Annotated in this window: 16 protein-coding genes and 2 pseudogenes; 4 read left to right on the plus strand and 14 right to left on the minus strand. The window is 70.7% G+C overall.

Going from position 1 to position 20,506, the window contains the following annotated elements; translation table 11 throughout:
• Positions 1 to 42: 42 nt before the first annotated feature.
• The 5 genes and pseudogenes from ACGF12_RS01020 to ACGF12_RS01040 form a co-directional block, all read right to left on the minus strand.
• Entirely contained in the window at positions 43 to 1,251 is a 1,209-nt protein-coding gene (locus ACGF12_RS01020; RefSeq protein WP_393023597.1) for a molybdopterin molybdotransferase MoeA, read from the minus strand.
• A pseudogene (locus ACGF12_RS01025) lies at positions 1,248 to 1,529 on the minus strand (DUF6457 domain-containing protein); the annotation flags it as partial. The pseudogene ACGF12_RS01025 and the gene ACGF12_RS01020, both read right to left, overlap by 4 nt.
• A gap of 106 nt (positions 1,530 to 1,635) precedes the next feature.
• Positions 1,636 to 2,217, minus strand: a complete 582-nt coding sequence (locus ACGF12_RS01030) for a molybdenum cofactor guanylyltransferase (protein ID WP_393023600.1) — start codon at positions 2,215 to 2,217, stop codon at positions 1,636 to 1,638.
• Between the two features lie 76 nt (positions 2,218 to 2,293).
• The gene (locus ACGF12_RS01035) at positions 2,294 to 3,259 is read right to left on the minus strand and encodes an MBL fold metallo-hydrolase (protein ID WP_393023602.1); all 966 of its coding nucleotides are present in this window, start codon (positions 3,257 to 3,259) and stop codon (positions 2,294 to 2,296) included.
• A gap of 128 nt (positions 3,260 to 3,387) precedes the next feature.
• Positions 3,388 to 4,035, minus strand: a complete 648-nt coding sequence (locus ACGF12_RS01040) for an FMN-dependent NADH-azoreductase (RefSeq protein WP_393023605.1) — start codon at positions 4,033 to 4,035, stop codon at positions 3,388 to 3,390.
• 108 nt (positions 4,036 to 4,143) lie between these two features.
• On the opposite strand from ACGF12_RS01040, the gene ACGF12_RS01045 reads away from it, so the two are divergent.
• Positions 4,144 to 4,554: a winged helix-turn-helix transcriptional regulator gene (locus ACGF12_RS01045; RefSeq protein WP_393023608.1), complete on the plus strand. Its 411-nt coding sequence runs from the start codon at positions 4,144 to 4,146 to the stop codon at positions 4,552 to 4,554.
• Positions 4,555 to 4,642: 88 nt separating this feature from the next.
• Here the strand turns inward: ACGF12_RS01045 and ACGF12_RS01050 are convergent, their stop codons facing one another.
• Positions 4,643 to 5,410, minus strand: a complete 768-nt coding sequence (locus ACGF12_RS01050) for a polyprenol monophosphomannose synthase (protein WP_393023610.1) — start codon at positions 5,408 to 5,410, stop codon at positions 4,643 to 4,645.
• A gap of 329 nt (positions 5,411 to 5,739) precedes the next feature.
• Between ACGF12_RS01050 and manA the strand changes: the two genes are divergently transcribed.
• Together manA and ACGF12_RS01060 are read left to right on the plus strand one after the other, a co-directional pair.
• Positions 5,740 to 6,939: a mannose-6-phosphate isomerase, class I gene (gene manA, locus ACGF12_RS01055; RefSeq protein WP_393023613.1), complete on the plus strand. Its 1,200-nt coding sequence runs from the start codon at positions 5,740 to 5,742 to the stop codon at positions 6,937 to 6,939.
• A gap of 627 nt (positions 6,940 to 7,566) precedes the next feature.
• A complete protein-coding gene (locus tag ACGF12_RS01060) occupies positions 7,567 to 8,811 on the plus strand; it encodes an HNH endonuclease (protein WP_393023616.1) in 1,245 nt (414 codons plus the stop codon).
• 92 nt (positions 8,812 to 8,903) lie between these two features.
• Here the strand turns inward: ACGF12_RS01060 and ACGF12_RS01065 are convergent, their stop codons facing one another.
• From ACGF12_RS01065 to dnaB, 7 genes and pseudogenes are all read right to left on the minus strand, one after another.
• Positions 8,904 to 9,761: a hypothetical protein gene (locus ACGF12_RS01065; protein WP_393023618.1), complete on the minus strand. Its 858-nt coding sequence runs from the start codon at positions 9,759 to 9,761 to the stop codon at positions 8,904 to 8,906.
• A complete protein-coding gene (locus ACGF12_RS01070) occupies positions 9,754 to 11,796 on the minus strand; it encodes a LysR family transcriptional regulator (RefSeq protein ID WP_393023934.1) in 2,043 nt (680 codons plus the stop codon). Before ACGF12_RS01070 ends, ACGF12_RS01065 begins: the two co-directional genes overlap by 8 nt.
• A gap of 261 nt (positions 11,797 to 12,057) precedes the next feature.
• Positions 12,058 to 12,450, minus strand: a pseudogene (locus ACGF12_RS01075) (TniQ family protein); the annotation flags it as partial.
• The gene (locus ACGF12_RS01080) at positions 12,447 to 13,526 is read right to left on the minus strand and encodes an AAA family ATPase (protein ID WP_393023620.1); all 1,080 of its coding nucleotides are present in this window, start codon (positions 13,524 to 13,526) and stop codon (positions 12,447 to 12,449) included. The pseudogene ACGF12_RS01075 and the gene ACGF12_RS01080, both read right to left, overlap by 4 nt.
• Positions 13,527 to 13,561: 35 nt before the next feature.
• A complete protein-coding gene (locus ACGF12_RS01085) occupies positions 13,562 to 15,691 on the minus strand; it encodes a helix-turn-helix domain-containing protein (RefSeq protein ID WP_393023623.1) in 2,130 nt (709 codons plus the stop codon).
• A complete protein-coding gene (locus ACGF12_RS01090) occupies positions 15,688 to 16,395 on the minus strand; it encodes a TnsA-like heteromeric transposase endonuclease subunit (protein WP_393023626.1) in 708 nt (235 codons plus the stop codon). The genes ACGF12_RS01085 and ACGF12_RS01090 overlap by 4 nt, the downstream gene beginning before the upstream one ends.
• Before the next feature lie 197 nt (positions 16,396 to 16,592).
• On the minus strand, positions 16,593 to 18,188 hold the full coding sequence (gene dnaB / locus ACGF12_RS01095; protein ID WP_387613293.1) for a replicative DNA helicase: 1,596 nt from the start codon (positions 18,186 to 18,188) through the stop codon (positions 16,593 to 16,595).
• 452 nt (positions 18,189 to 18,640) lie between these two features.
• Between dnaB and ACGF12_RS01100 the strand changes: the two genes are divergently transcribed.
• Positions 18,641 to 19,975, plus strand: coding sequence for an MATE family efflux transporter (locus tag ACGF12_RS01100; RefSeq protein ID WP_393023628.1), 1,335 nt, complete (start codon positions 18,641 to 18,643; stop codon positions 19,973 to 19,975).
• Positions 19,976 to 20,051: 76 nt separating this feature from the next.
• On the opposite strand, the gene rplI is transcribed toward ACGF12_RS01100, so the two are convergent.
• Positions 20,052 to 20,498 carry a 50S ribosomal protein L9 gene (rplI, locus tag ACGF12_RS01105; RefSeq protein ID WP_393023630.1) on the minus strand — a complete coding sequence of 149 codons (447 nt, stop codon included), beginning with the start codon at positions 20,496 to 20,498 and terminating at the stop codon, positions 20,052 to 20,054.
• Positions 20,499 to 20,506 lie beyond the last annotated feature (8 nt).

The raw sequence follows: 20,506 nt of genomic DNA on the forward strand, positions 1-20,506 counted from the left end.
CCTCTCCCCCAGCCTCCGGCCGGGGGTGCCCCCACTGCTCGCTCACGGCGCCTCCACCAGCTCGACGGCCTGCCCGGCCGCCGCCCCGCCGGGCGGGACCACGGCCAGCGCCTCCGCCCGGGCCAGGCCGCGCAGCATCGCGGGCCCGTCGAAGGCGAGCGGTACGACTCCCTCGACGGTGCGCCGCACCGGCTGCAGCCGGGTGTCCACCGGGTGCCCGGGCAGCAGCACGGCCGCCGGCGCGAGCGCGGGGGCGGCGACGGACCGCCCGCCGAGGGCGTGCAGCAGCGGCAGGGCGAGCGTGACCATCCCGGCGACCGCGGCCAGCGGGTTGCCCGGCAGGCCCACCAGGTGGCGCCTGCCGGGGAGTTCGGCCAGCAGCATGGGGTGCCCGGGCCGCACGGCGACGCCGTCCACCAGCAGCCGGGCACCGGACTCGGCGAGCGCCCGGTGCAGGAAGTCCACCGGCCCGGCGGCCGTCCCGCCGGTGGTCACCACGACGTCGGCGGTGGAGTGCCGCAGCGCGTCCCGCAGCAGCCCGAAGTCGTCGCGGACGCACCGGACTTCGGCCACCTCCGCACCGGCCGCCCGCAGCCAGGGCGGCAGAAGCGGACCGAGCGCGTCCCGGACCAGCCCCGGCCCGGGAATCCCGGAGGCAAGCAACTCGTCTCCCAGCACCAGCAGTTGGACCACCGGACGGCGGCGCACGGCGAGCCGGTCGTGGCCGCAGGCCGCGGCGAGGCCGAGCACCGCCGGGCCGATCACCGTCCCGGCCGGCAGCAGCTCCTCGCCCCGGCGGCACTCCTGGCCGCGCGGGCGGACGTCCTGACCGGTGGTCAGCTGCTGCGGGCCGCGGTCGTGCAGCACCACGCCGTCCGTCCGACCGTGCTCGCGGCGCAGTACGGCGGTGGCGCCGGGCGGCAGTTGGGCCCCCGTGGCGATCTCGACGGCACTGCCGTCGGCCAGCGGCGTCACCTCGGTGCGGCCGGCCAGCACCCGCCCGGCGACCCGCCAGGGCCCGGGACCGGCGACCGCCCAGCCGTCCATCGCGGAGGTGTCGAAGGCGGGCAGGTCGGTCAGCGCGCCCAGCGGTTCGGCGAGGGTGTGGCCGAGCGTCTCGGCCAGCGACAGCCCGATCACCGGCAGCGGGCGCAGCCCGGCCCGGCGCGCGGTCTCCCGGGCCCGCGGCCAGCTCAGCAGGCCGGGGCCGGTGGACGGGGTGGCCACGGTGGTCCGCCCGAGCTCGCTCACGGCTCGCCCGGCCCGGCGGCGGCGCTCCAGCTCTCGGCGAGCGCCGTGGTCCGCCGGGACGCCTCGGCCACGGCCTGCGACCCGCCGCCCTGCTGCGCGGCCGCGTAGCCGATCAGGAAGGCGGTCAGCGGCGCGGCCGGCCGGGCGACCCCGTGCGCGACCACCCGGGCCATGTCGAGCAGGCCCCGGACGTCCACGTCCAGGTCGATACCCAGGTCGGCCTTGACCTCGGCGATCCAGTCTTCCAGCGTGCGCTCCATGCGCCCATGCTGCCTGATCGGCGGTTTCCCCGAGGTGTTCACCCCGTGTGCAAGGCGCGTCGTTTCCCTCACGGGCCGACGACGGACCCCGTGAGGTCCCTGCCGACCGCCGCGCGGCGAACCCTCAGGACTTCTCCCGCTCCCGGGCCTGCTCCAGGTCCTCCCAGGTGTCGCAGTCGTACGCGACGTTGTCGGTGTCGGCCACCAGCAGCCGGGACAGCCCTCCGACGAGCCGGCGCAGCGGCAGCCCGTCCGGGTCGCCGAGCCCGGCCAGCGCGGCCCGCAGCGGGGCGGTCCGGTAGGCGGCGGCGAGCGGCTGCTCGCGTCCGCCGGCGTCGACCAGGACGGTGGCCGCCACGGTCGGGTCGGCCGCGTCGAGGGCACCGACCAGCCGGTCCACCGTCCTGCGGTCCAGGAAGGGCAGGTCGGCGGCGAACAGCAGCACGGTGTCCGCGGTGACCAGGTCGAGCCCGGCCGCGACGGCGGCGACCGGCCCGCCGCCGGGCGGTTGCTCCCTGGTCCAGCGGACCCCGTCGCGCGCGGTCGGCCGAGCGGGACCGACCACCACGGTGGTGCGGGCGCCCGTGCAGGCGGCGAGCACCCGGTCGAGCAGGGTGGTCTCCCCCACGGTCAGACCGGGCTTGTCGACCCCGCCGAGGCGGCGGGCGGCCCCACCCGCGGGGACGATCACGTCGTACGGCGTCATGCGGCCAGTATCCGCCCGGCCACGCCGGGCCCTACCCGGCCGGGCACTCCTCGGGCGGGCCCTACCCGGCCGGGCACTACTCGGCCGGGTCGTCCTCGACGATCTCCGCGTCGATGATCCCGTCCTCCGCCGCCGCCCGGGCGGTGTTCGCCGCCGCGCCCAGCTCCAGGAAGGACGGCAGGGTCAGCTCCCCGTACCGCTCGTTCATCGCCGTGACCAGCGCCTCCGGGTCGGCCGGGTGCGCGGCCAGCGCCCGGTCGAAGTCCCGCAGGTACTCCCCGGTGAAGGCGAGCACCCGGGCCGCGTCGTCGCCCTGTCCGGGGGCGCGGTGTCCGGCGATCACCCGCTCCACCCCGAGGTCGGCGATCCGGCCGAGGTTGCGCCCCCAGGTGGCGCGCTGGGCCGGGGTGGTGTCGGCGGTCCACACGTGGGTGCCGTTGCCGACGAAGTCCCCGGCGATCACGGTCCGGATGCCGGGCACGTGGACGACCGAGGACTCCCCGCAGTCGGCCTGGCCGAGCAGCAGCACCGGGATCACCTGGCGGTCGAGCATCAGCGGCTGCGGCAGCAGCGGGGCCGGGACCAGCGGGTGGTCGGGGATGTCGTCGCCGTACACCGGCTTCCACTGCGCGACCTTGGCGGCGACGGTGCGCCGGATGCCCTCGACCACCGCCGACGCGGCCAGCAGCTGGGCGTCCGGGAAGAGCTTCAGCACCTCCTCGGCGCCGAAGTAGTGGTCGGGGTGCTGGTGGGTGACCACGATGGCGAGCAGCCGGCGGCCCTTGCCCGCGACCCACTCGGCCAGTTCCCGCCCGGCGCTGCGGGTGAGCTGGGCGTCCACCAGGATCGCGGTCCGCTCGCCGAGGATCAGCGTGGAGGTGGTGAAGAAGGCCGACTCGGGACCGGTGAAGACGGCGACCTCCAGCGGCCGCGCGGGCCGCTCGGCCTGCGCGGCGGCGCCGGCCACCCCGGGGTCGGTCGCAGCGGGCTCGGCGTCCGCCCGGTCCGCACCGGCGCTCTCCTCGGGCGGGGACGACGTCACGGGCTGCTCCCTCTGGTCGGCGGTCGGACTCCCTGCGCCCTACAGCATGGGAGTACCGGCGGCCGATCGCGCGGAAGGCGCGCCCGGCGGGGCGCGCCTTCAGACGCGGCTCACGCGGCTCAGCCGGCTCACACCGCGGCGCGGGCGGCGGTCTCCTTGCCGCGGCGGGCGGCCTGCTCCAGCGCCTGCGCCTTGGACTCGACGGCCTTCGGCACGAAGTCGGCCATCGCCGGGACGGCCCCGGCCAGGGTGAACTCCGGGACGATGAAGTCGACCTCCAGCCCGAGCATGCCGGTCAGCACCTTCTCCAGGTAGGTGGTGACGAACTCGTACGGCTCGCGCGGGGCGCCGGGCGCGTACGAGCCGCCGCGAGCGGCGACCACGGTGACCGGGGTGCCCTTGGCGGAGGGCTCCTCGCCGGCCGTGCGACCCATCAGGATCACCTGGTCCAGCCAGGCCTTGAGGGTCGACGGGATCGTGAAGTTGTACATCGGGGTGCCGATCAGCACGGCGTCGGCGCCCTCCAGTTCGGCCATCAGCTCGTCGCGCAGCGCGAAGGCGGCTCTCTGCTCGGCGCTGCGGCCCTCGGCCGGGACGAACCCGCTGGTGATGCCGTGGACGTCCAGGTGCGGGATCTGGTCGACGGCGAGGTCCCGGTGGATCACCGTGCCCTCGGGGTGCTCGGCCAGCCAGGCGGCCCGGAAGGCGGCCGTGACCTCGCGGGAGACGGAGCCGTCGGCGACCGCGGAGGAGTCGATGTGCAGAAGCGTGGGCATGGCGGGACCTCCAGAGAATAAGTAGCTGCTGTTTTCGCCGCAGCTGCAAGTACCGTAGCAGCTTACTTTTCTGCAGTCACTAGTGACAGGTCGAGTAGTCTGGATGCCATGGCCGAGCACGAGGTAGTGACCGATGGGGCGCCCACCGCCGTGGAGGCGTGCGCCGCCGCCGGGGAGCAGGGCGGCTGCGGCAACGTCGAGCTGGCCCTCACCCGGGTGTTCACCCTGCTCGGGAAGCGCTGGACCGGCCTGCTGCTGGGCGTGCTCGCCCAGAGCGGCCCGGCCTACTTCTCCGAGCTGCGCCGCGCGATCCCGGGCATCAGCGAGCGGATGCTCTCCGACCGGCTGTCCGAGCTGGCCGAGGCCGGGATGCTCGTCCGTGAGGTCGACGCGGGCCCGCCGCTGCGGGTCAGCTACCGGCTCACCGAGGGCGGCATCGCGCTGAAGCCCGCACTCACCGAACTGGCCGTCTGGGCCGACCGCTACCTGCCGGAGAGCGCCCTCAAGGGCGGCTGCTGACCGGCCCGGGCCGCGGCAGCCGGAAACCCCCGGACACGACGAAGGGCCCGCCCGCCGGAAACCGGCGGACGGGCCCTTCGCCCAGGACTCAGCGCTTGGTCAGGCGACCACGCAGTCGGGCCACCCGGTCGGCGACACCCCAGGAGGTGACCCGCCAGAGCGCCTCGATCACGATGTTGCGGCTCATCTTGGACGCGCCCAGCTCGCGCTCGACGAAGGTGATCGGCACCTCGGCGACCTTGAACCCGGCCTTCACCGTGCGCCAGGCCAGGTCGACCTGGAAGCAGTACCCGGCCGAAGCCACCTGGTCCATGCCCAGCCCCTGCAGGGTCTCCTTGCGGAAGGCCCGGTAGCCGCCGGTGACGTCCCGGATCGGCACGCCCAGCATCAGCCGCGAGTAGGTGGAGCCGCCGCGCGAGAGCAGCAGTCGCGACTTCGGCCAGTTCACCACCCGGCCGCCCGGCACCCAGCGCGAGCCGAGCACCAGGTCGGCGCCGCGCAGCGCGCCCAGCAGCCGGTCCAGCTCCTCGGGCTGGTGCGAGCCGTCCGCGTCCATCTCGACCAGGACGTCGTAGCCGTTGTCGATGCCCCAGCGGAAGCCCGCGAGGTAGGCGGCGCCCAGGCCCTCCTTGCCCTTGCGGTGCATGACGTGCACGTTCTGGTCCTCGGTGGCCAGCTTGTCGGCCAGCTCGCCGGTGCCGTCGGGGCTGTTGTCGTCGGCGACCAGCACGTGCGCCTCGGGCACCGAGGCGCGGACCCGGCCGACGATCCGCTCGACGTTCTCCGCCTCGTTGTAGGTCGGGATGATCACCAGGACCCTGCCGAGATCAGCAAAACTCTGCTGGTTCACGGTCACGTACAAACCTCTCGGCCGATGGCGGGGAGTATCAGAACACCGTCGCCCGCACTCTGGAACGCGGTCCCGCCGACAGCCCGCCGACGGGTTGACCACGGTGGAGAATGCTGTGCGGGGCTGGGACTACTGCGTCCTGGCATCCTACTACCGCGCCCGGGAACCACCGGTCCGACCACGGCACTCCCACCGGATGACCACCGTTTGCCCGTGGGTACGGCAGGTGGGCTAGGGTCGATGCCCTTGCCCCGTGCCCGGACCCCCCGCACCGCCGGGCCCGCCTCGGCGATCCGGCAGACCCGCCCAGACAGCGAAGGAGTAGGACCGCGCGCATGGACAGGCTCGTCAACACCGTCCGCCCGTATGCCTGGGGGTCGCTCACGGCCCTGCCCGAGCTGCTGGGGCAGCAGCCGACCGGCGAACCGCAGGCCGAGCTGTGGATGGGCGCCCACCCCGGCGACCCGTCCCGCGCCGACCGCGGCGAGGGCCCGCGGCGGCTGGACGAGCTGATCGCGGCCGACCCCGAGGGCGAGCTCGGCGCGGCGAGCGTGGCCAGGTTCGGCCCGACCCTGCCGTTCCTGTTCAAGGTCCTCACCGCGGGCACCCCGCTGTCCATCCAGGCGCACCCCACGCCGGACCAGGCCAAGGCCGGCTTCGCCGCCGAGAACGCCCTCGGGATACCGCTGGACGCCCCCGAGCGCAGCTACCGCGACGACAACCACAAGCCCGAAATGATCTGCGCGCTGGGCGAGTTCGAGGGCCTGTGCGGCTTCCGCCGGCCCGCCGAGGCGGCCGAACTGATGGCCGGGCTCTCGGTGCCAGGACACGACGCGCTGATCGACCTGCTGTCCGTCGAGGACGAGGCCGAGGCGCTGCGCGGAACCCTGGCCGCCGTCCTCACCATGGACGACCGGACCGCCGAGCGGATCGCCCGGGAGACCGCCCAGGCGCTGGCGGAGTGCGACGACGGCGACCCGGACTGGGACTACGCCCCGTACGCCAGGATCGCCAAGGACTTCCCGGAGGACCGCGGCCTGATCACCGCCTTCCTGCTCAACCACTTCCGGCTGCGCGCCAGCGAGGCGCTCTACCTGGGCGCCGGGGTGCCGCACGCCTACCTGTCCGGCGCCTGCGTCGAACTGCAGGCCAACTCGGACAACGTGCTGCGGGCCGGTCTCACCCCCAAGCACATCGACGTGCCGGAGCTGCTGAAGGTCGTGGTCTTCGAGTCCGACGCGGCCCGGGTCGTCCGTCCCGTCCCCGTCGCGGCGACTCCCGGCGAGCAGCTCTACCCCGTCCCGATCGACGAGTTCCGGCTCTCCCGCTTCGAGCTGGACGGCGTCGAACGCGAGATCGACGGCCGCACCCCGCAGATCCTGCTCTGCACCGAGGGCGCGGTACGGCTCACCGCCACCGACGGCACCGCCCTGGACCTCGTCCGCGGCCAGTCGGCCTTCCTCCCGGCCACCGGCGCCCCGACCCGCCTCACCGGCACCGGCAGCACGCTCTTCCGCGCCACCGTCAGCATCTGACCCGGCGCCCCGGACCGACGAAGGGCCTGTACCCCGGCCGGGGTACAGGCCCTCGATGTCTGCCGCGAGCCGCTCAGCCGCTGCGCGAACCCGCCCCGGCGGGAACCCTCGGCTCGGTCGGAGCCACCGGGGCCGGTACGCCCCGGGCCGGTGCCGCGGGCGCGGCGACGGTTCCACCACGGGAGCTCCGCGTACGACTGACCGATGTAGGGTCTCACCGCTCGTGTCACAGGTCGCCTCTGTGACCTGCGGATCTCGGATCTGTCTCACCACGTGTTGGGGTTGATTAGTCTCACGGCGGTGGCGGATCCCCAGAGCTGAACTCGTCACTCGTCTTCGTAGTCGTAGGGCGGGATGGTCCGGCGCCCGGTCGACCGTCTCCAACCGCTCTCGGCAGTGGCGTACCCTGACGAATCCCGAGTGCTCAGCATCAGGCCCTGCCGTACGGCAGGGCAAAAGGGTTTCGCCTCCCGCAGCTTCCCCAACCGCCTCGAACTGGTCCCGAAGCAGCCACTGCAAGGCACGGGCTCCACGTCTAGAGCGGCCTCAAACCCTCCCGATCCGCCGTTCAACAACCGAACGGTAACTCAGCACCGAGACCGAGGTCCCCTCGGATAACTTGGGCGAATGTTCTCTGACGTCAGAGGTCCCGAAGCCCCAGATGAGGGCGATCCACGCGCAAGCGACCGCAAGACGGACCACAACGACTTCCTCGCCTTCGTCGGTGATTACCGTAAGCCCTGGAGTCCGGACGGCACGTCAATCATCTTCGAGTGGGACGAAGAACGGCGCTACAGCGTCACAGTGGCGCTGGTCGATGGACGCTTCCCCAGAATCACCTTCCACCTCGAAAAGCTCAGCCATTCTGTCGCTCGGGAACTGTTCAACTGGCTGGCACAGACACACAACGGCCTGGATGAGAAGACCGGCGCCTCAATGCGGTTGAAATACCCGAACAGGACCGTGACCTTCATATCAAAGCGTCCGGTGCTGTGGCCGGCTGGCGCGGGATCGGGCAGGGAGTACGCGCCGACGTGGGTGGAAGCCAAGCGGTGGATTGACGAAACAGTCAACATGCTTGGGGTTCATATCCGTTCGGTCGTGGATGCGAAGCGCCAGCCGTCGCCGCCTCTTTTGAAGGCGGCCCCCGTAAAGAAGGCAGTTGCCAAGAAGGTTGCCGCACCGCCTCGTCCTGCGAAGGCGCGAGTCGATCGCGTGGGTCCACAGATGGCCAGCTCCACGACCCCAGTCGCGCCCGCAACGGCTCCTCCCAGCCAACCCAAGTCGGAAATCAGCGAGGGGATTCGCCATCGTCGTCCAGCGCTACCGACGATGGAGCCAGCGCGCGAACGGCCGCAGCAGTCGTGCCCGGTCTGCGAGAAACCAGTGCAAAACGGTCTAATCCGCCACCAACAGTGCGAGAACCGCAGGCGCGAGACCGGCAACGAGGGATCAACGGTGCCGCCGCCGGCCACTGCGGACACTGCCACCTACCGGGCTCTCGTCAGCAAGGTCGAGCAGCGCGAGGCCGCCGCCTATGGGCAACGCCGCGAGACCAAGCGGAACGCGCCGGTACGTCTTGGAGACGCCAAAGATGCGGTGCTGCTCCGCAGCCGAGGGCGCTGCGAGAACCCGTCCTGCGCCGGGCAAGTCGATGACGTGACCGACGATGGCCAGCCCATCTTGGAAGTGGATCACATCGAACGCATCTCCGAGGGCGGCCGCGATCACCCGGTGCAGATGATCGCGCTGTGCCCCAACTGCCATGCGAAGAAAGAACGCGGATCGCACCGCGCGGAGCTCCGTACGCTGTTGCTGGAATCAGCTCGCACGGCTCATGAGCTGTGGCAGGGCGGCAGCATGGTCAACTAGACCGACTGAACCCGTCCCTGGAGTCTCACAACCTGACACCGGCCCTGGCTGGGCAGTCCGACGACGATGACGAATCCCCTGAGCTGGGCTCGTCACTCGTCTTCGAAGTCATAGGGCGGGATGGTCCATCGCATCACCATCTCGCCCGCCTCGTCGGCTTCGAGCGTGACCGGGTAGACCTGGCCGGCGTTGCGCTCACCGCGGTGTCTGATCGAGTGGTCGCCTTGGTCCCATTCGATCCCGAGCACCTGACAGCCGCCGACCTCGATCGCACCGACCTGGAGCGGATGGTGCCACCCGGCCCGCCGAAAGCGGTAGAAGTCAGTGTGCTGGTCTATCGAGACCATGAGGCCCTTGGCGTGGAGGCGGTCACGCCAGGCGGTGAGTTCGGCCGCGCGCGCGGCTGCCTCGGCCAGCGGGAGATCGAGCCACCCGTGCGGTCCGTCGACGCCGTACTGCGCGATCCGCTCGCCACCGAACTCGGCGTGTGCGTCGTCCGCGTACCGGCCCCAATAGGTGACATCGGCGAGCCCGTCGGCTGGCTCGTCGTTCATCCCCGTCCATGCGTCCAGCCCTGCGGCGTCGCCAATGACCATGCCGCAACGGTCGACGGGCAGGTCCCCGAGCAGGATCGGCACCGACCGGTCTGCGGCCTCGGGCCATGCGAGTCCGAGGCTGATCTCCAGGGTCGCGATCGTCGGCTCTTTATCGAACGGGGATGGCGACGTGCTCGCCCTCACCCTCAACGGCCGGTCGTCGGCGGCCGGGACGGCGGCCGCCTCGCACAACCACTCACGAAGATGACCCCCTCCCGAGGACGCGGCTGTCCTGGCGCGCTCGGATAGGGGCTGACCCAGTTCCCGCCAGTAGTCGATCCACCCGGCCATGCCGAGCACCAGCACACCGGACGGCACATTGACGGTTCCGAGGTCGACGAAGGTCTCAGGCATGCGCCGATTGTGCCTTCCCAGTACGACAGGATTCGTTGCGAGGTGTCGGCACCCGTCGCCGGAGCCTCTGAGCCGCGGCGGTGACCTCCTCGCCAACCGCTGTCAGCCTCATCGGGCGTCCGCGCTCGGCGCGCTCAAACAGGGGGTTCCCGAGGTCCCGTTCGAGACGGCTGATCTGGGTCACGAGCGCCGACTGGTTGATCCCGAGGGCTGCGGCAGCTTCCCTCATCGTTGGGTAGGAGACGGCCGCCAGGAAGCGATCCAGCCGTTGCCACGCGTAGGGGCTGGTGAGGGCTATCCGCAGGATGGGGGGCATCCTGGCAGTCGCATTGGGAACCCGGAGGGCGGCGTCATGGCTTCCCCCGCCACGGGGCCGGAGCGGGATTTCGTAAGTGCGGGCCCACCTGGCCATGTTCGTGGTGCTCATTCCCTTCTCGCGGGCAAGGTCGGGCAGGGTCCGCCGATGGTGGACGTACTGCTCGAAGAGCCAGTCACGTTCGATGTCACCGCATCGCTTGTAGTCCTGTGGGCCGTTGCGGAGGGGGATGCCATATTCGCGGGCGAGGCCGGTCAGGACGCTGCGGGAGAAGCCGGTGAGGGTGGCAATCTGCTTCAACGAGCGGTGTTCGCTGAGGTAGAGGCGGGTGAAGGTCTCTTTCGACAGTTCCCGACGGGCTTGGAGCCGGATGTGGCCGGTGGCTCTGGCGGTGTTCTTCGTCATGGGGGGTGGGGGTGCTGGGTGTTCGTCGAGAAGCTGCCGGATGACCTCGACGGTCGTGCCCAGGACTTGGGCGGCGTGCTGGACGGGGTGCTGGCGTTCTCGGACGAGCTGGTGCAGGCGGGTCAGGTCGATGTGCGCCGGGTCGGGTCCTGGAAGGGAGAGACCGGCCAGCAAGCCGGTGGGAGGCTGCCAGGTCACGGGCTCGTCGTGGATGTGGTGCGAGGCCAGGAAGCCGAGGGCTTCCTGTTGGAGGGCGTGTGCGAGTTCGGGGGTCTGAAGGGCGGTGAACCGCACGGAGGCCGCCCGGAACTCTCGACTGTCAAGCCCGCCCAGTTCGTCGGGGCAAGACTCGGCAGGCAGGCCGCTGAGGCGGCGGAAGAGCTGGCTGCGGGCGATGCGTGCGCGCCTGCCGGCCCCCGGAGGTGTTCCCGTGCGGAGGCAGATCTCCAGCCAACGGTCGTGGGAAAGCAGGCGGGTGTAGTCCAGGATTCGGCGCCGACCGTAGTCGATGGGGGTGTCGTCGGCGTCGAGGTAGTCGGTGAGTCGGGTCAGGGCGGTAACGATGTCCGGCCAGTGCGGCAGATCATCGAGTTCCTGGAGAAGGCGGGAGATCTCGATGCCATCGGTGACGTCACCGGCCAGAACGGCGGCCTGGTCCAAGGAAACACGGGCATCGGGGATCAGTAGCAAGGCGGCGAGTACGGGGGCCAGGGTTCGTGCGTGGATTCCTTCGGGTGGTGCGAGCCGGGCCGTCCAGGAAGGCCAGAAGAGCGTGGGGATCTTCCTGGAGCGTTGCTCAGTGGCTCGCGCCGTCCTGGTCGGCCGTCGTGGCGACTGGGTCGTGGTGCGGTAGCGGAGGCACTCACTGGGCCGGAGGGACGGGGCGAGAGCGGCCAGGTGCACGGACTGCAGCACCGGGCTGATGCCCTGGCCCCAGTCGTCAATGCTGGTCACCGAGATCTGTGTGAGCTCGTCGCGTACTGCTTCCAGCAGGCCGCGCAGGGCCTCGCCGGCCGTATGGATTCCGGGTCTCTGCAGAATGTTCAGGGCGCCGGTGATCGCGACCGCGGTGTCTGCGGCCCGCGGCGGGGCCATGAAGCCCGGGCGGTCCCCCGCCTGCCCGGCAGCGGCGGGCCTCTGGGAGAGATATGCCGTCGTGATGTCTTCGGGGAGCCACTGCCCCAGGGCCTCGGCAGGGAGGTCCGCCAGGAAGCGGATGCCCAGCGCTCTGATGTCGGCCAGGACGGCTGCCGTCGGCTGCGGGGTGGCCGCGTAGGGGCCGAAGGAGGCGGTCGTGGTGTCGATGGCGGCCATCACCTGGTCCTGCGCTGTGAGAACGGGGTGCCCGGGAGGCAGGAGGAGTGTCGGAACACTGCGAAGGTCGCTGCCGCATCCGGCGGTGACCGGGCCACCGGGCCGGGCTGGCGGGTTGCCGCAGAGTTCTGGCCGGGGAACGGAGCGGCCCGAACAGGGCCGCTGTCTGGGAACTCTCCCACAAACCGGACAGCAGTCGGCCAGCAGTCTGCGGTGGCGGGTGCAGGCGAAGGAGAAGCCGAGCCGCCAGGACAACTGCCAGCGACCGTCGGCCCTCGCAAGGCAGTCCGGGCAGAACCGGGAACCCCGCCCGCGGCCCCAGAGGACATGCCGCGACACGGACCGTCCACCCGCACTCGTCCGCAGGGCCCGCCCGTCATAGTGGGCCAGCGTCAGTGCGGTGATCGCCTGCGAGCTGATGCCGGTCGCGTGCGCGACGGCAGCGGTCAACCGCTCGTCGAGGAAGATCGTCCAGTCGGCCGGGATGCCGTGGTGCTGGTTTCCGGCCCGCTGGCGGACCGGGAAACCAAAGTGCAGTAGGACATCGCCGAGTGTGGTGTCCATCCGTCGGGCCGTCGCTTCCAGCCAGGAGTCCAGGGCCTCGCCGGGCAATGGGGGAAACCGGATCGGCAGGGTGCGGGCCGGCGGTCTCATGCGGCTCGTCGGCTTCGGGATCGCGGGCGGCTGGTCAGCCGCTTCTTCTCCAGCGCGACCTGGAGTTCGAGGCGGGCCGCCTCGGATGCTTCGTCGTTCTTCACCCGGTCCATCAGCTCCTGGTCCAGCCGTTCGGCACCGGTTCGGACCGCCCGCTGGCAGCCGCGGTTGATCAGCGTCATCAGCGAGCCGATGTGTCCGGTGCTGCGGGCGAACAGATAGTCCGACAGGTCGTCCGCGAGCATGCCGGGGTGCTTGTCGGCGAGCACGACGCGCTGTTCGAGGGCCAACAGCATCTGCCGCCATTCCCAGCGCCCGGCTTCCCCGTCGATGGTGAACGGGCGAAGCCCCAGGCGGGTGGTACGACGGCCGGTCTGGGCCAGGGCGGTGTCGCGCCCGTTCGTGCCTTCACCGAACAGGCCCTTCTCCGCGAGTTCGACCCCCACCATGAGCAATGTCACCGGGAACTCGTTGGCGATCCACTTCAGGTGATTGCTCACCTCGATGCCGCTCTTCTGGCCCCACTTCAGGAAGTGCAGATCGTCCAGAACCAGCAGACGGACGTCACAGGACAACACGCAGTCCAGCACCCGCCGTCCGAACTGGGCGGTGGTGCCCCTCCCTTGTCCGGGGTGGCCGAAGAACTCCAGCATGGCCCGGTTGAGGTCCTTCATCCCGGTGTTCCCGGTCAGCCCGACCCGGCAGACGGGAATCCGCTCGTGCCCCTGGCTCGTGAACGGGCCCGACTCCTCGATCTCCCGCTGGTGGAAGTCGCGGGCGAAGGCCAGCACCGAGGTCGTCTTGCCGAGCCCCGGGAACGCGTCGACGGCCACCGCCCCCTTGGCCTTGTCTCCGTCCTGCTCGTTGCTGTCGACGATGTCCCACAAGTCCTCGTGGAGCTCTGCCAGTTGCGGTGTCTTGACCGGGCCGATGTTCGCGTGCCACGCCCGGCGCCGCCGGTCGTAGTCCGCCCGCTCCTGTGTGGCCAGGGACTTCAGCTGCTTGCGGGTCAGCAGATCGGGCCGGCTGCGGCGGGGACTCTCAGCGAACGCCTTGAAGTCCTCCTTCCGCGACAAGGCGAGATTGGCCGGCCCCGGAACACCGTCCGCGCTCACACGTCCTCCAGCGCATCGGCGTAGAAGTCGTTCTCCGCGGCGAGGTCCTCCAGATCGGCCTCGTCGTCGTCCCCCGTCTCCGCCACCACGTCGGGCTCCCGCAGCCCTGCGGTCCCCTCGTCCTGACCGAGGGCCTTGCGTACGGACGGAAGCGAGACGACCGTCTCCTCCTCGCTCTCGGGAAGCTCGATGGCGGCCTGCTCGCGCGAGAGCCGCAGGGCCATGCGCCGCTCGGCGATCGTGGTGCCCAGCCCGAGGTTCCACCGCTGAAGCAGATCGGCGACGGCGAGCCGGTCGTCGGGGAAGCGATACTTCGAGGCGGCCAGCCGGCGGGCGAACACCAACGCGTCCTCGCTCAGCGGCATCTCGGCCGACGGTGCGTGCTCCCAGACCAGCGTGTGCCAGGACCGGGTGGCCGGATCACGGAAGTAGATCCGGGTGATGTTGTCGGGGTCCACCTGGAACGGCCAGCCGTTCTTCACCGGCGCGTCGTAAGGACTGCGGATACCCGGCTCCGGCAGGCCCGGGCCGCTGTAACGGCGGCGGCCGATCTCCACCCCATAGTGCTGGACCGTGCGCCACTCGGTCTTCAGGAACTCAAAGGCCAGGTCCCGGTCACGGGGTGCTTCGATGTAGCCCGCCCGCGCCATGCCGTGCTCGAACATCTTCGCCGGGGACATCCGCATCCCCGGCAGCCCTGGATCGACCAGACCGGAGTGTGGCCTGCAGTGATAGACCGTCGCGGTCCACTCCCGGATGATCGCCTCCAGCTCGTCGAGGAAGAAGAACGCATCGTCCTCGGGGCTCTCGCCCCGCGAGTGGATATCGGGCCCCTTGTAGCCGGGCAGCACCTGCAGCAGCCCTTCCCGCAGGGTCCGGAAGTAGCGCTCCACCGGTCCCTTGTCGCGGCCCGTCCGCAGGCGGGCCGGCTGGATGGAGATGCCCATCCGGCGGCAGACGCTGGTCAGATGCTCCGAGACGTAGACCTTGCCGTGGTCGACCACCAGCGTCTCGGGAACCAGGGGCGGCGAGGCCAGCCCCGGCCCGGTGACGCCCTCGACGTCGACCAGGACGGTGCGGGGAATGCCGTGCTCGGGCCAGACCGCGTGCCGCGGCCAGTCCCGTCCCGCCGGCCTCGGCCGAAACGACTGGAACAGCACCGCGCTGACATCCACCGCCTTCGTCGAGACCGGCGTGAGCCGGATCCCCGTGATGCAGCGGGTGTACCAGTCCATCCCGACACTCAACTCGGCCTGCACCCACTTGAGCGTCAGCGGATCGAACGCGAACACATCCAGACGGGTGGAGTCCATCACCAGGTACTCGCCCGGCCGCGTGGGCCGCAGCTTGCCGTAGGGGCCCTCCGGCCGACCGGCAATGTCCCGGTTGCGCTTCGTACTCAGCCGGAACAGCGGATGGCGTCGCTCCAACTGCTCCATCAGCCGAAACGCCGTCGCCCGACTCGGTTGCGGCACCACTCCCTCACCGAACCGCGCAATCACCCGGGCCCGGGTCCGCTCGATCACCAACGTCCGCGACGGCCGCGACTGGTCGGCGTGCTCAACCATCACCTCCACCGCGGTCTCCACCCACCGGTCATCGACCGAGCTCTGTGCCCGCTCCGAACGCGTCCTCCCCGGTGCAAGGCCGGCCTCGCCATGCTGGAGAAATCCAGCGACCCAGCGCTCGATGGTGCGAGCCGTCATGCCAAGTTCCGCCGCTTTGGCAGCCTTCCTCGCTTCCATCGGCACTGCCGTGGCGTAGGCGGCCTTCGGTTCGTCGTCGGCCGCCAACTCCCCGCTGCCGGAGCGGTAGCCGGTCAGCACCTCGCGGACGTGCCCAGCTCGCTCCAGGACTTTCTGTCTCTCCTCCGCATCAAGCTGCCCGAGGACCACGGAGGCGATCTCGCCTTCGTCATCTGCGGCCGGTCCCGGGCCATCAGGACTGATCGCGGCACGGTCAGAGAACAGCAACTCCTTGAGCGACAGCCGCAGAAGCCGCCCGTGACCATCCTTCAGGACGACTTCGTTGCCCGCAGTGGTCGCGGCCATCTCCACCACCTCGACGGATTCCCCGTCGTAGCGGAAGCGCGTACCAACTCCGACTCGGGTCGCCGCCCTGCTCACGCTGACCTCCGCAGGATGTGCGAAGGGCCGAGAGGCTCGTCGAGATCGGTGACGAAAGCCTGCTTCCAGAGCAAATGGAAGATAGCGGAACGGACTTGAGGCTCCGGATGATCCGGCAGACACCTCATGGCCTGTCCCAGAGGAAGCCCGTCGAGATCCGCATCCCGCAGCGCTTCCAAAACCTCGGGGTTGAACAGCCAATCTCTACGGTAGCCCGCGAGGAACCGGATGTTCTCCAGCTCTGCGGCCGGAGGCTCGCTCCAGACCTCGTACTCCCATCCCCGAGATTCCACCGCCCTCCGGGTCCACTCGAAGGTGAAAGCCACCTCCGGCGTGGACAACCGCTGCAACGGCTTGACGTCGACAACCACCGGCACCTGCCCAGTGAGCAGGAGATAGTCCGGGATGTGCCGACGTGTCTTCCCCTCCAGCACTGTCTCCAGCAGAAAGGGCTGGGCCACGACGGCGCGTACAGACAGATCAAAATCGGCGAAGAGCAGACGCGACAGCTCAAGCCGTGACTCGTAGATCACGTGATCGCCCATTGTCGCCGACCAGTAGGTGCCCGAGTAGTGCTTCTGCCCCCTGTACCAGCGGAACGTCCGCCACGGATGAGCCGTCTGTAGCGACGCCGGTGCCACGGACGCCCAGGAACACGCTTCAATCCCGCTACCGTGTCCGCGAAAGCTGACAGTCGCTTCCATCCCCACTCCCGAGTTGGAGTTGCCCCTCGGCAGCACGATGCTCCCGCCCAACACGCTGACGGGAGCACACCGGCAACACTCACTCGAACGAGGTACGGCAGCGACCTGCGAATCTCAGCTCGGTGTCGGATCCGACTTCGATCCGACACCGACCGCGAGATTCCGACACGATATTTGAGACCCTACAACCGACGGGCTCAGTCCCGGGTCATGTCGACGAAGCGCGAGTAGTGGCCCTGGAAGGCCACGGTGATGGTGGCGGTCGGACCGTTACGGTGCTTGGCGACGATCAGGTCGGCCTCGCCCGCGCGCGGGGACTCCTTCTCGTACGCGTCCTCGCGGTGCAGCAGGATGACCATGTCGGCGTCCTGCTCGATGGAGCCGGACTCACGCAGGTCCGAGACCATCGGCCGCTTGTCGGTGCGCTGCTCGGGACCACGGTTCAGCTGCGAGAGCGCGATGACCGGGACTTCCAGCTCCTTGGCCAGCAGCTTGAGGTTACGGGACATGTCCGAGACCTCCTGCTGGCGGTTCTCGGCCCGGCGGGAGCCGCCGGACTGCATCAGCTGGAGGTAGTCGATCACGATCAGCTTGATGTCGTTGCGCTGCTTGAGCCGGCGGCACTTGGCGCGGATCTCCATCATCGACAGGTTCGGCGAGTCGTCGATGAACAGCGGCGCCTCGCTGACGTCGGGCATCCGGCGGGCGACCCGGGTCCAGTCGTCGTCCGTCATGTTCCCGGAGCGCATGTGGTGCAGCGCGACCCGGGCCTCGGCGGAGAGCAGACGCATGGCGATCTCGTTGCGGCCCATTTCGAGCGAGAAGATCACGCTCGGCAGCTTGTGGTGGATCGAGCAGGCGCGGGCGAAGTCCAGCGCGAGGGTGGACTTACCCATGGCGGGACGGGCCGCGATGACGATCATCTGACCGGGGTGCAGGCCGTTGGTGAGCTGGTCGAAGTCGGCGAAGCCGGTGGGCACGCCGGACATCTGGCCCTGCCGGGAGCCGATCGCCTCGATCTCGTCGAGGGCGCCCTCCATGATGTCGGCCAGCGGCGCGTAGTCCTCGTTGGTGCGCTGCTCGGTGACGGCGTAGATCTCCGCCTGGGCGGCGTTGACGATCTCGTCCACGTCGCCCTCGGCCGCGTAGCCCATGCCGGCGATCCGGGTACCGGCCTCGACCAGACGGCGCAGCACGGCCCGCTCGTGGACGATCTGGGCGTAGTACTCGGCGTTGGCCGCGGTCGGGACGGAGTTGACCAGGGTGTGCAGGTAGGAGGCGCCGCCGACGCGCTGCAGCTCGCCGCGCTTGGTCAGCTCGCCGGCCACGGTGATCGGGTCGGCCGGCTCGCCGCGGGCGTAGAGGTCGAGGATCGCGCCGTGGACCATCTCGTGCGCGGGCCGGTAGTAGTCGGCCGGCTTGAGCACCTCGACGACGTCGGCGATGGCGTCCTTGGACAGCAGCATGCCGCCCAGGACGGACTGCTCGGCGGCGAGGTCCTGCGGGGGAACGCGCTCGAAGCCGTCGACGCCGCCCTGGCCCTCGTCCTCGCGGCGGTCGCGGTCGTCCCGGCGGTCACCCTTCTTGAAGCCACCGCCCTTGCGGAAACCCTCGCCCCGGCCGCCACCCTGGCCACCCTGACCGCCGCGGTTGCGGGAGACCGGGAGCCGGTCGCCGGGCCCGTCCGGGAAGGGGGCGTCGTCGAAGGCGCCGACCGGGAAGGGATCCTCGGCGGTCTGCCAGTCCTCCTCCGGCGGCGGGGCGTCGTGGTCGTCGTACTGGGGGCCGGTCACGCGTGTTCCCCGATCAGCGAGTGGTGCGAGTTGGAGCGGGCCTTGCCGGTGGCTGGGTGGAGCGGATCCGCTCCTCTTTGTACGCCACGGCACCGACAAATCGGACGCCGAGGCGGGTGGGAGTGTCGGGCGGAGAGCCCACGCTAAGGCGCCGGGAGCCCTTGCGCCAAGGCGGTTATCCACAGGGGGTGTGGACGAGTGGCCCTGGGCTGTGGAGAACTGCCGCAAAGCTGTGGACACCCCTGTGGAAGCTCCTGTGGATAACCGGACGATCGATCCACCGTCAACCGGCTGACCTGCGATTACCTCTTGCCGGGCCTGTGCATGAGAAATTCTTCACACACCTCCGAACGGCTGTGGGCGCACAGCGGACGGAGCTCGTCGCTCAAGGTATCGAGTAATGACTGCAATCGGCTAGCAGTCATTACCTGTGGATGAGTACCCTGGAGCCCATGACCGCCGCCCCCACCGAGCCCTCCATACGCCGACACGACCGCGAGATCCTCGCCCTGGCGATCCCGGCCTTCGGCGCGCTGGTCGCCGAGCCACTGTTCCTGATGGCCGACTCGGCGATCGTCGGCCACCTCGGCACCCCCCAGCTCGCCGGGGTCGGCGTCGCCTCCGCCGCGCTCACCACCGCGACCGGCGTGTTCGTCTTCCTCGCCTACGCCACCACCGCCGCGGTGGCCCGCCGGATCGGCGCCGGGGACCGCCGGGGCGCCGTCCAGCAGGGCGTCGACGGCCTCTGGCTCGCCCTCGGGCTGGCCGTCCCGGTGGTCCTGCTCACCCTGCTGCTGGCCCCCTGGGTGGCCGACCTCCTGGGCGCCTCACCGACCGCCGCGCCGTACGCGGTGACGTACCTGCGGATCAGTTCCCTGGGCATCCCGGCGATGCTGCTGGTGATGGCCGCCACCGGTGTGCTGCGCGGGCTCCAGGACACCCGCACACCGCTGCTGGTGGCGATCGCGGGCTTCACCGCCAACCTCGGCCTGAACGTCGGCCTGGTGTACGGCGCCGGGCTCGGGGTGGCCGGCTCGGCCTGGGGCACCGTGCTCGCGCAGACCGGGATGGCCGCCGTCTACCTGACCGTGGTGGTGCGCGGCGCCCGCCGCGAGCGGGCCTCGCTGCGGCCCGACGCGACGGGCATCCGGGCCAGTGCCAGGGCGGGCGGTCCGCTGCTGGTCCGGACCGTCAGTCTGCGCGGGGTGCTGATGATCGCCACCGCGGTGGCCGCCCGGCTCGGCGACGACCAGGTGGCCGCGCACCAGATCACCATGACGCTGTTCAGCTTCCTGGCCTTCGCGCTGGACGCCATCGCGATCGCCGGGCAGGCCATCATCGGCCGCTACCTCGGCGCCTCGGACGTCTCGGGCGCCAAGGCCGCCACCCGGCGGATGGTCCGGTGGGGTGTCGGCTCCGGGGTGGTGCTCGGCCTGCTGGTGGTGCTCGCCCGCCCGCTGTACGTCCCACTGTTCACGCCCGATCCGTCGGTGCAGGCACAGCTGGACACCGTCCTGCTGCTGCTCGCGCTCAGCCAGCCGGTGGCCGGCCTGGTCTTCGTGCTGGACGGCGTGCTGATGGGCGCCGGCGACGGCCCGTACCTGGCCTGGGCGGCGCTCGCGACGCTGGCGGTCTTCGCCCCGGCAGCGGCCGCGGTTCCGGCCACCGGCACCGGGCTGGCCGGGCTCTGGTGGGCGATGAACCTGTTCATGCTGGTCCGCGCGGTCTTCCTGGCGGCCCGCGCCCGCGGCGGCGGCTGGCTGGTCACCGGCGCCGTCCGGGGTTAGCGCCCGCCCCCTCGAAAACGACCGAGGGCCGGACTCCCCGGGGGGGAGTCCGGCCCTCAGGCCACTGCTACGGAACTCAGGCAGCCACGACGGCGACGTCGAGGTTGGCCACGACGTCCGAGTGCAGCTTGACCGAGACCTTGTGGGTGCCCACGGTCTTGATCGGCGAGGCGATCGCGACGGCGCGCTTGTCCACAGCCGGGCCGCCGGCGGCCTTGATGGCCTCGACGACGTCGGACTGGGTCACCGAACCGAACAGACGGCCGGCGTCACCCGAGCGAACGGCCAGCTTGACCTGGACGCCCTCGAGCTTGCCCTTGACCTCGTTGGCGGCCTCAAGGGTCTGGATCTCGTGGATCTTGCGGGCGCGACGGATGGCGTCGACGTCCTTCTGACCGCCCTTGGTCCAGCGGATGGCGTAGCCACGCGGGACCAGGTAGTTGCGGCCGTAGCCGTCCTTGACCTCGACGACCTCGCCGGCGGAGCCGAGACCCGGCACCTCGTGCGTGAGGATGATCTTCATTACTCGGT

Origin of the sequence: Kitasatospora sp. NPDC048296 (genome assembly GCF_043201815.1) — a bacterium.
Classification (GTDB): Bacteria; Actinomycetota; Actinomycetes; order Streptomycetales; family Streptomycetaceae; genus Kitasatospora.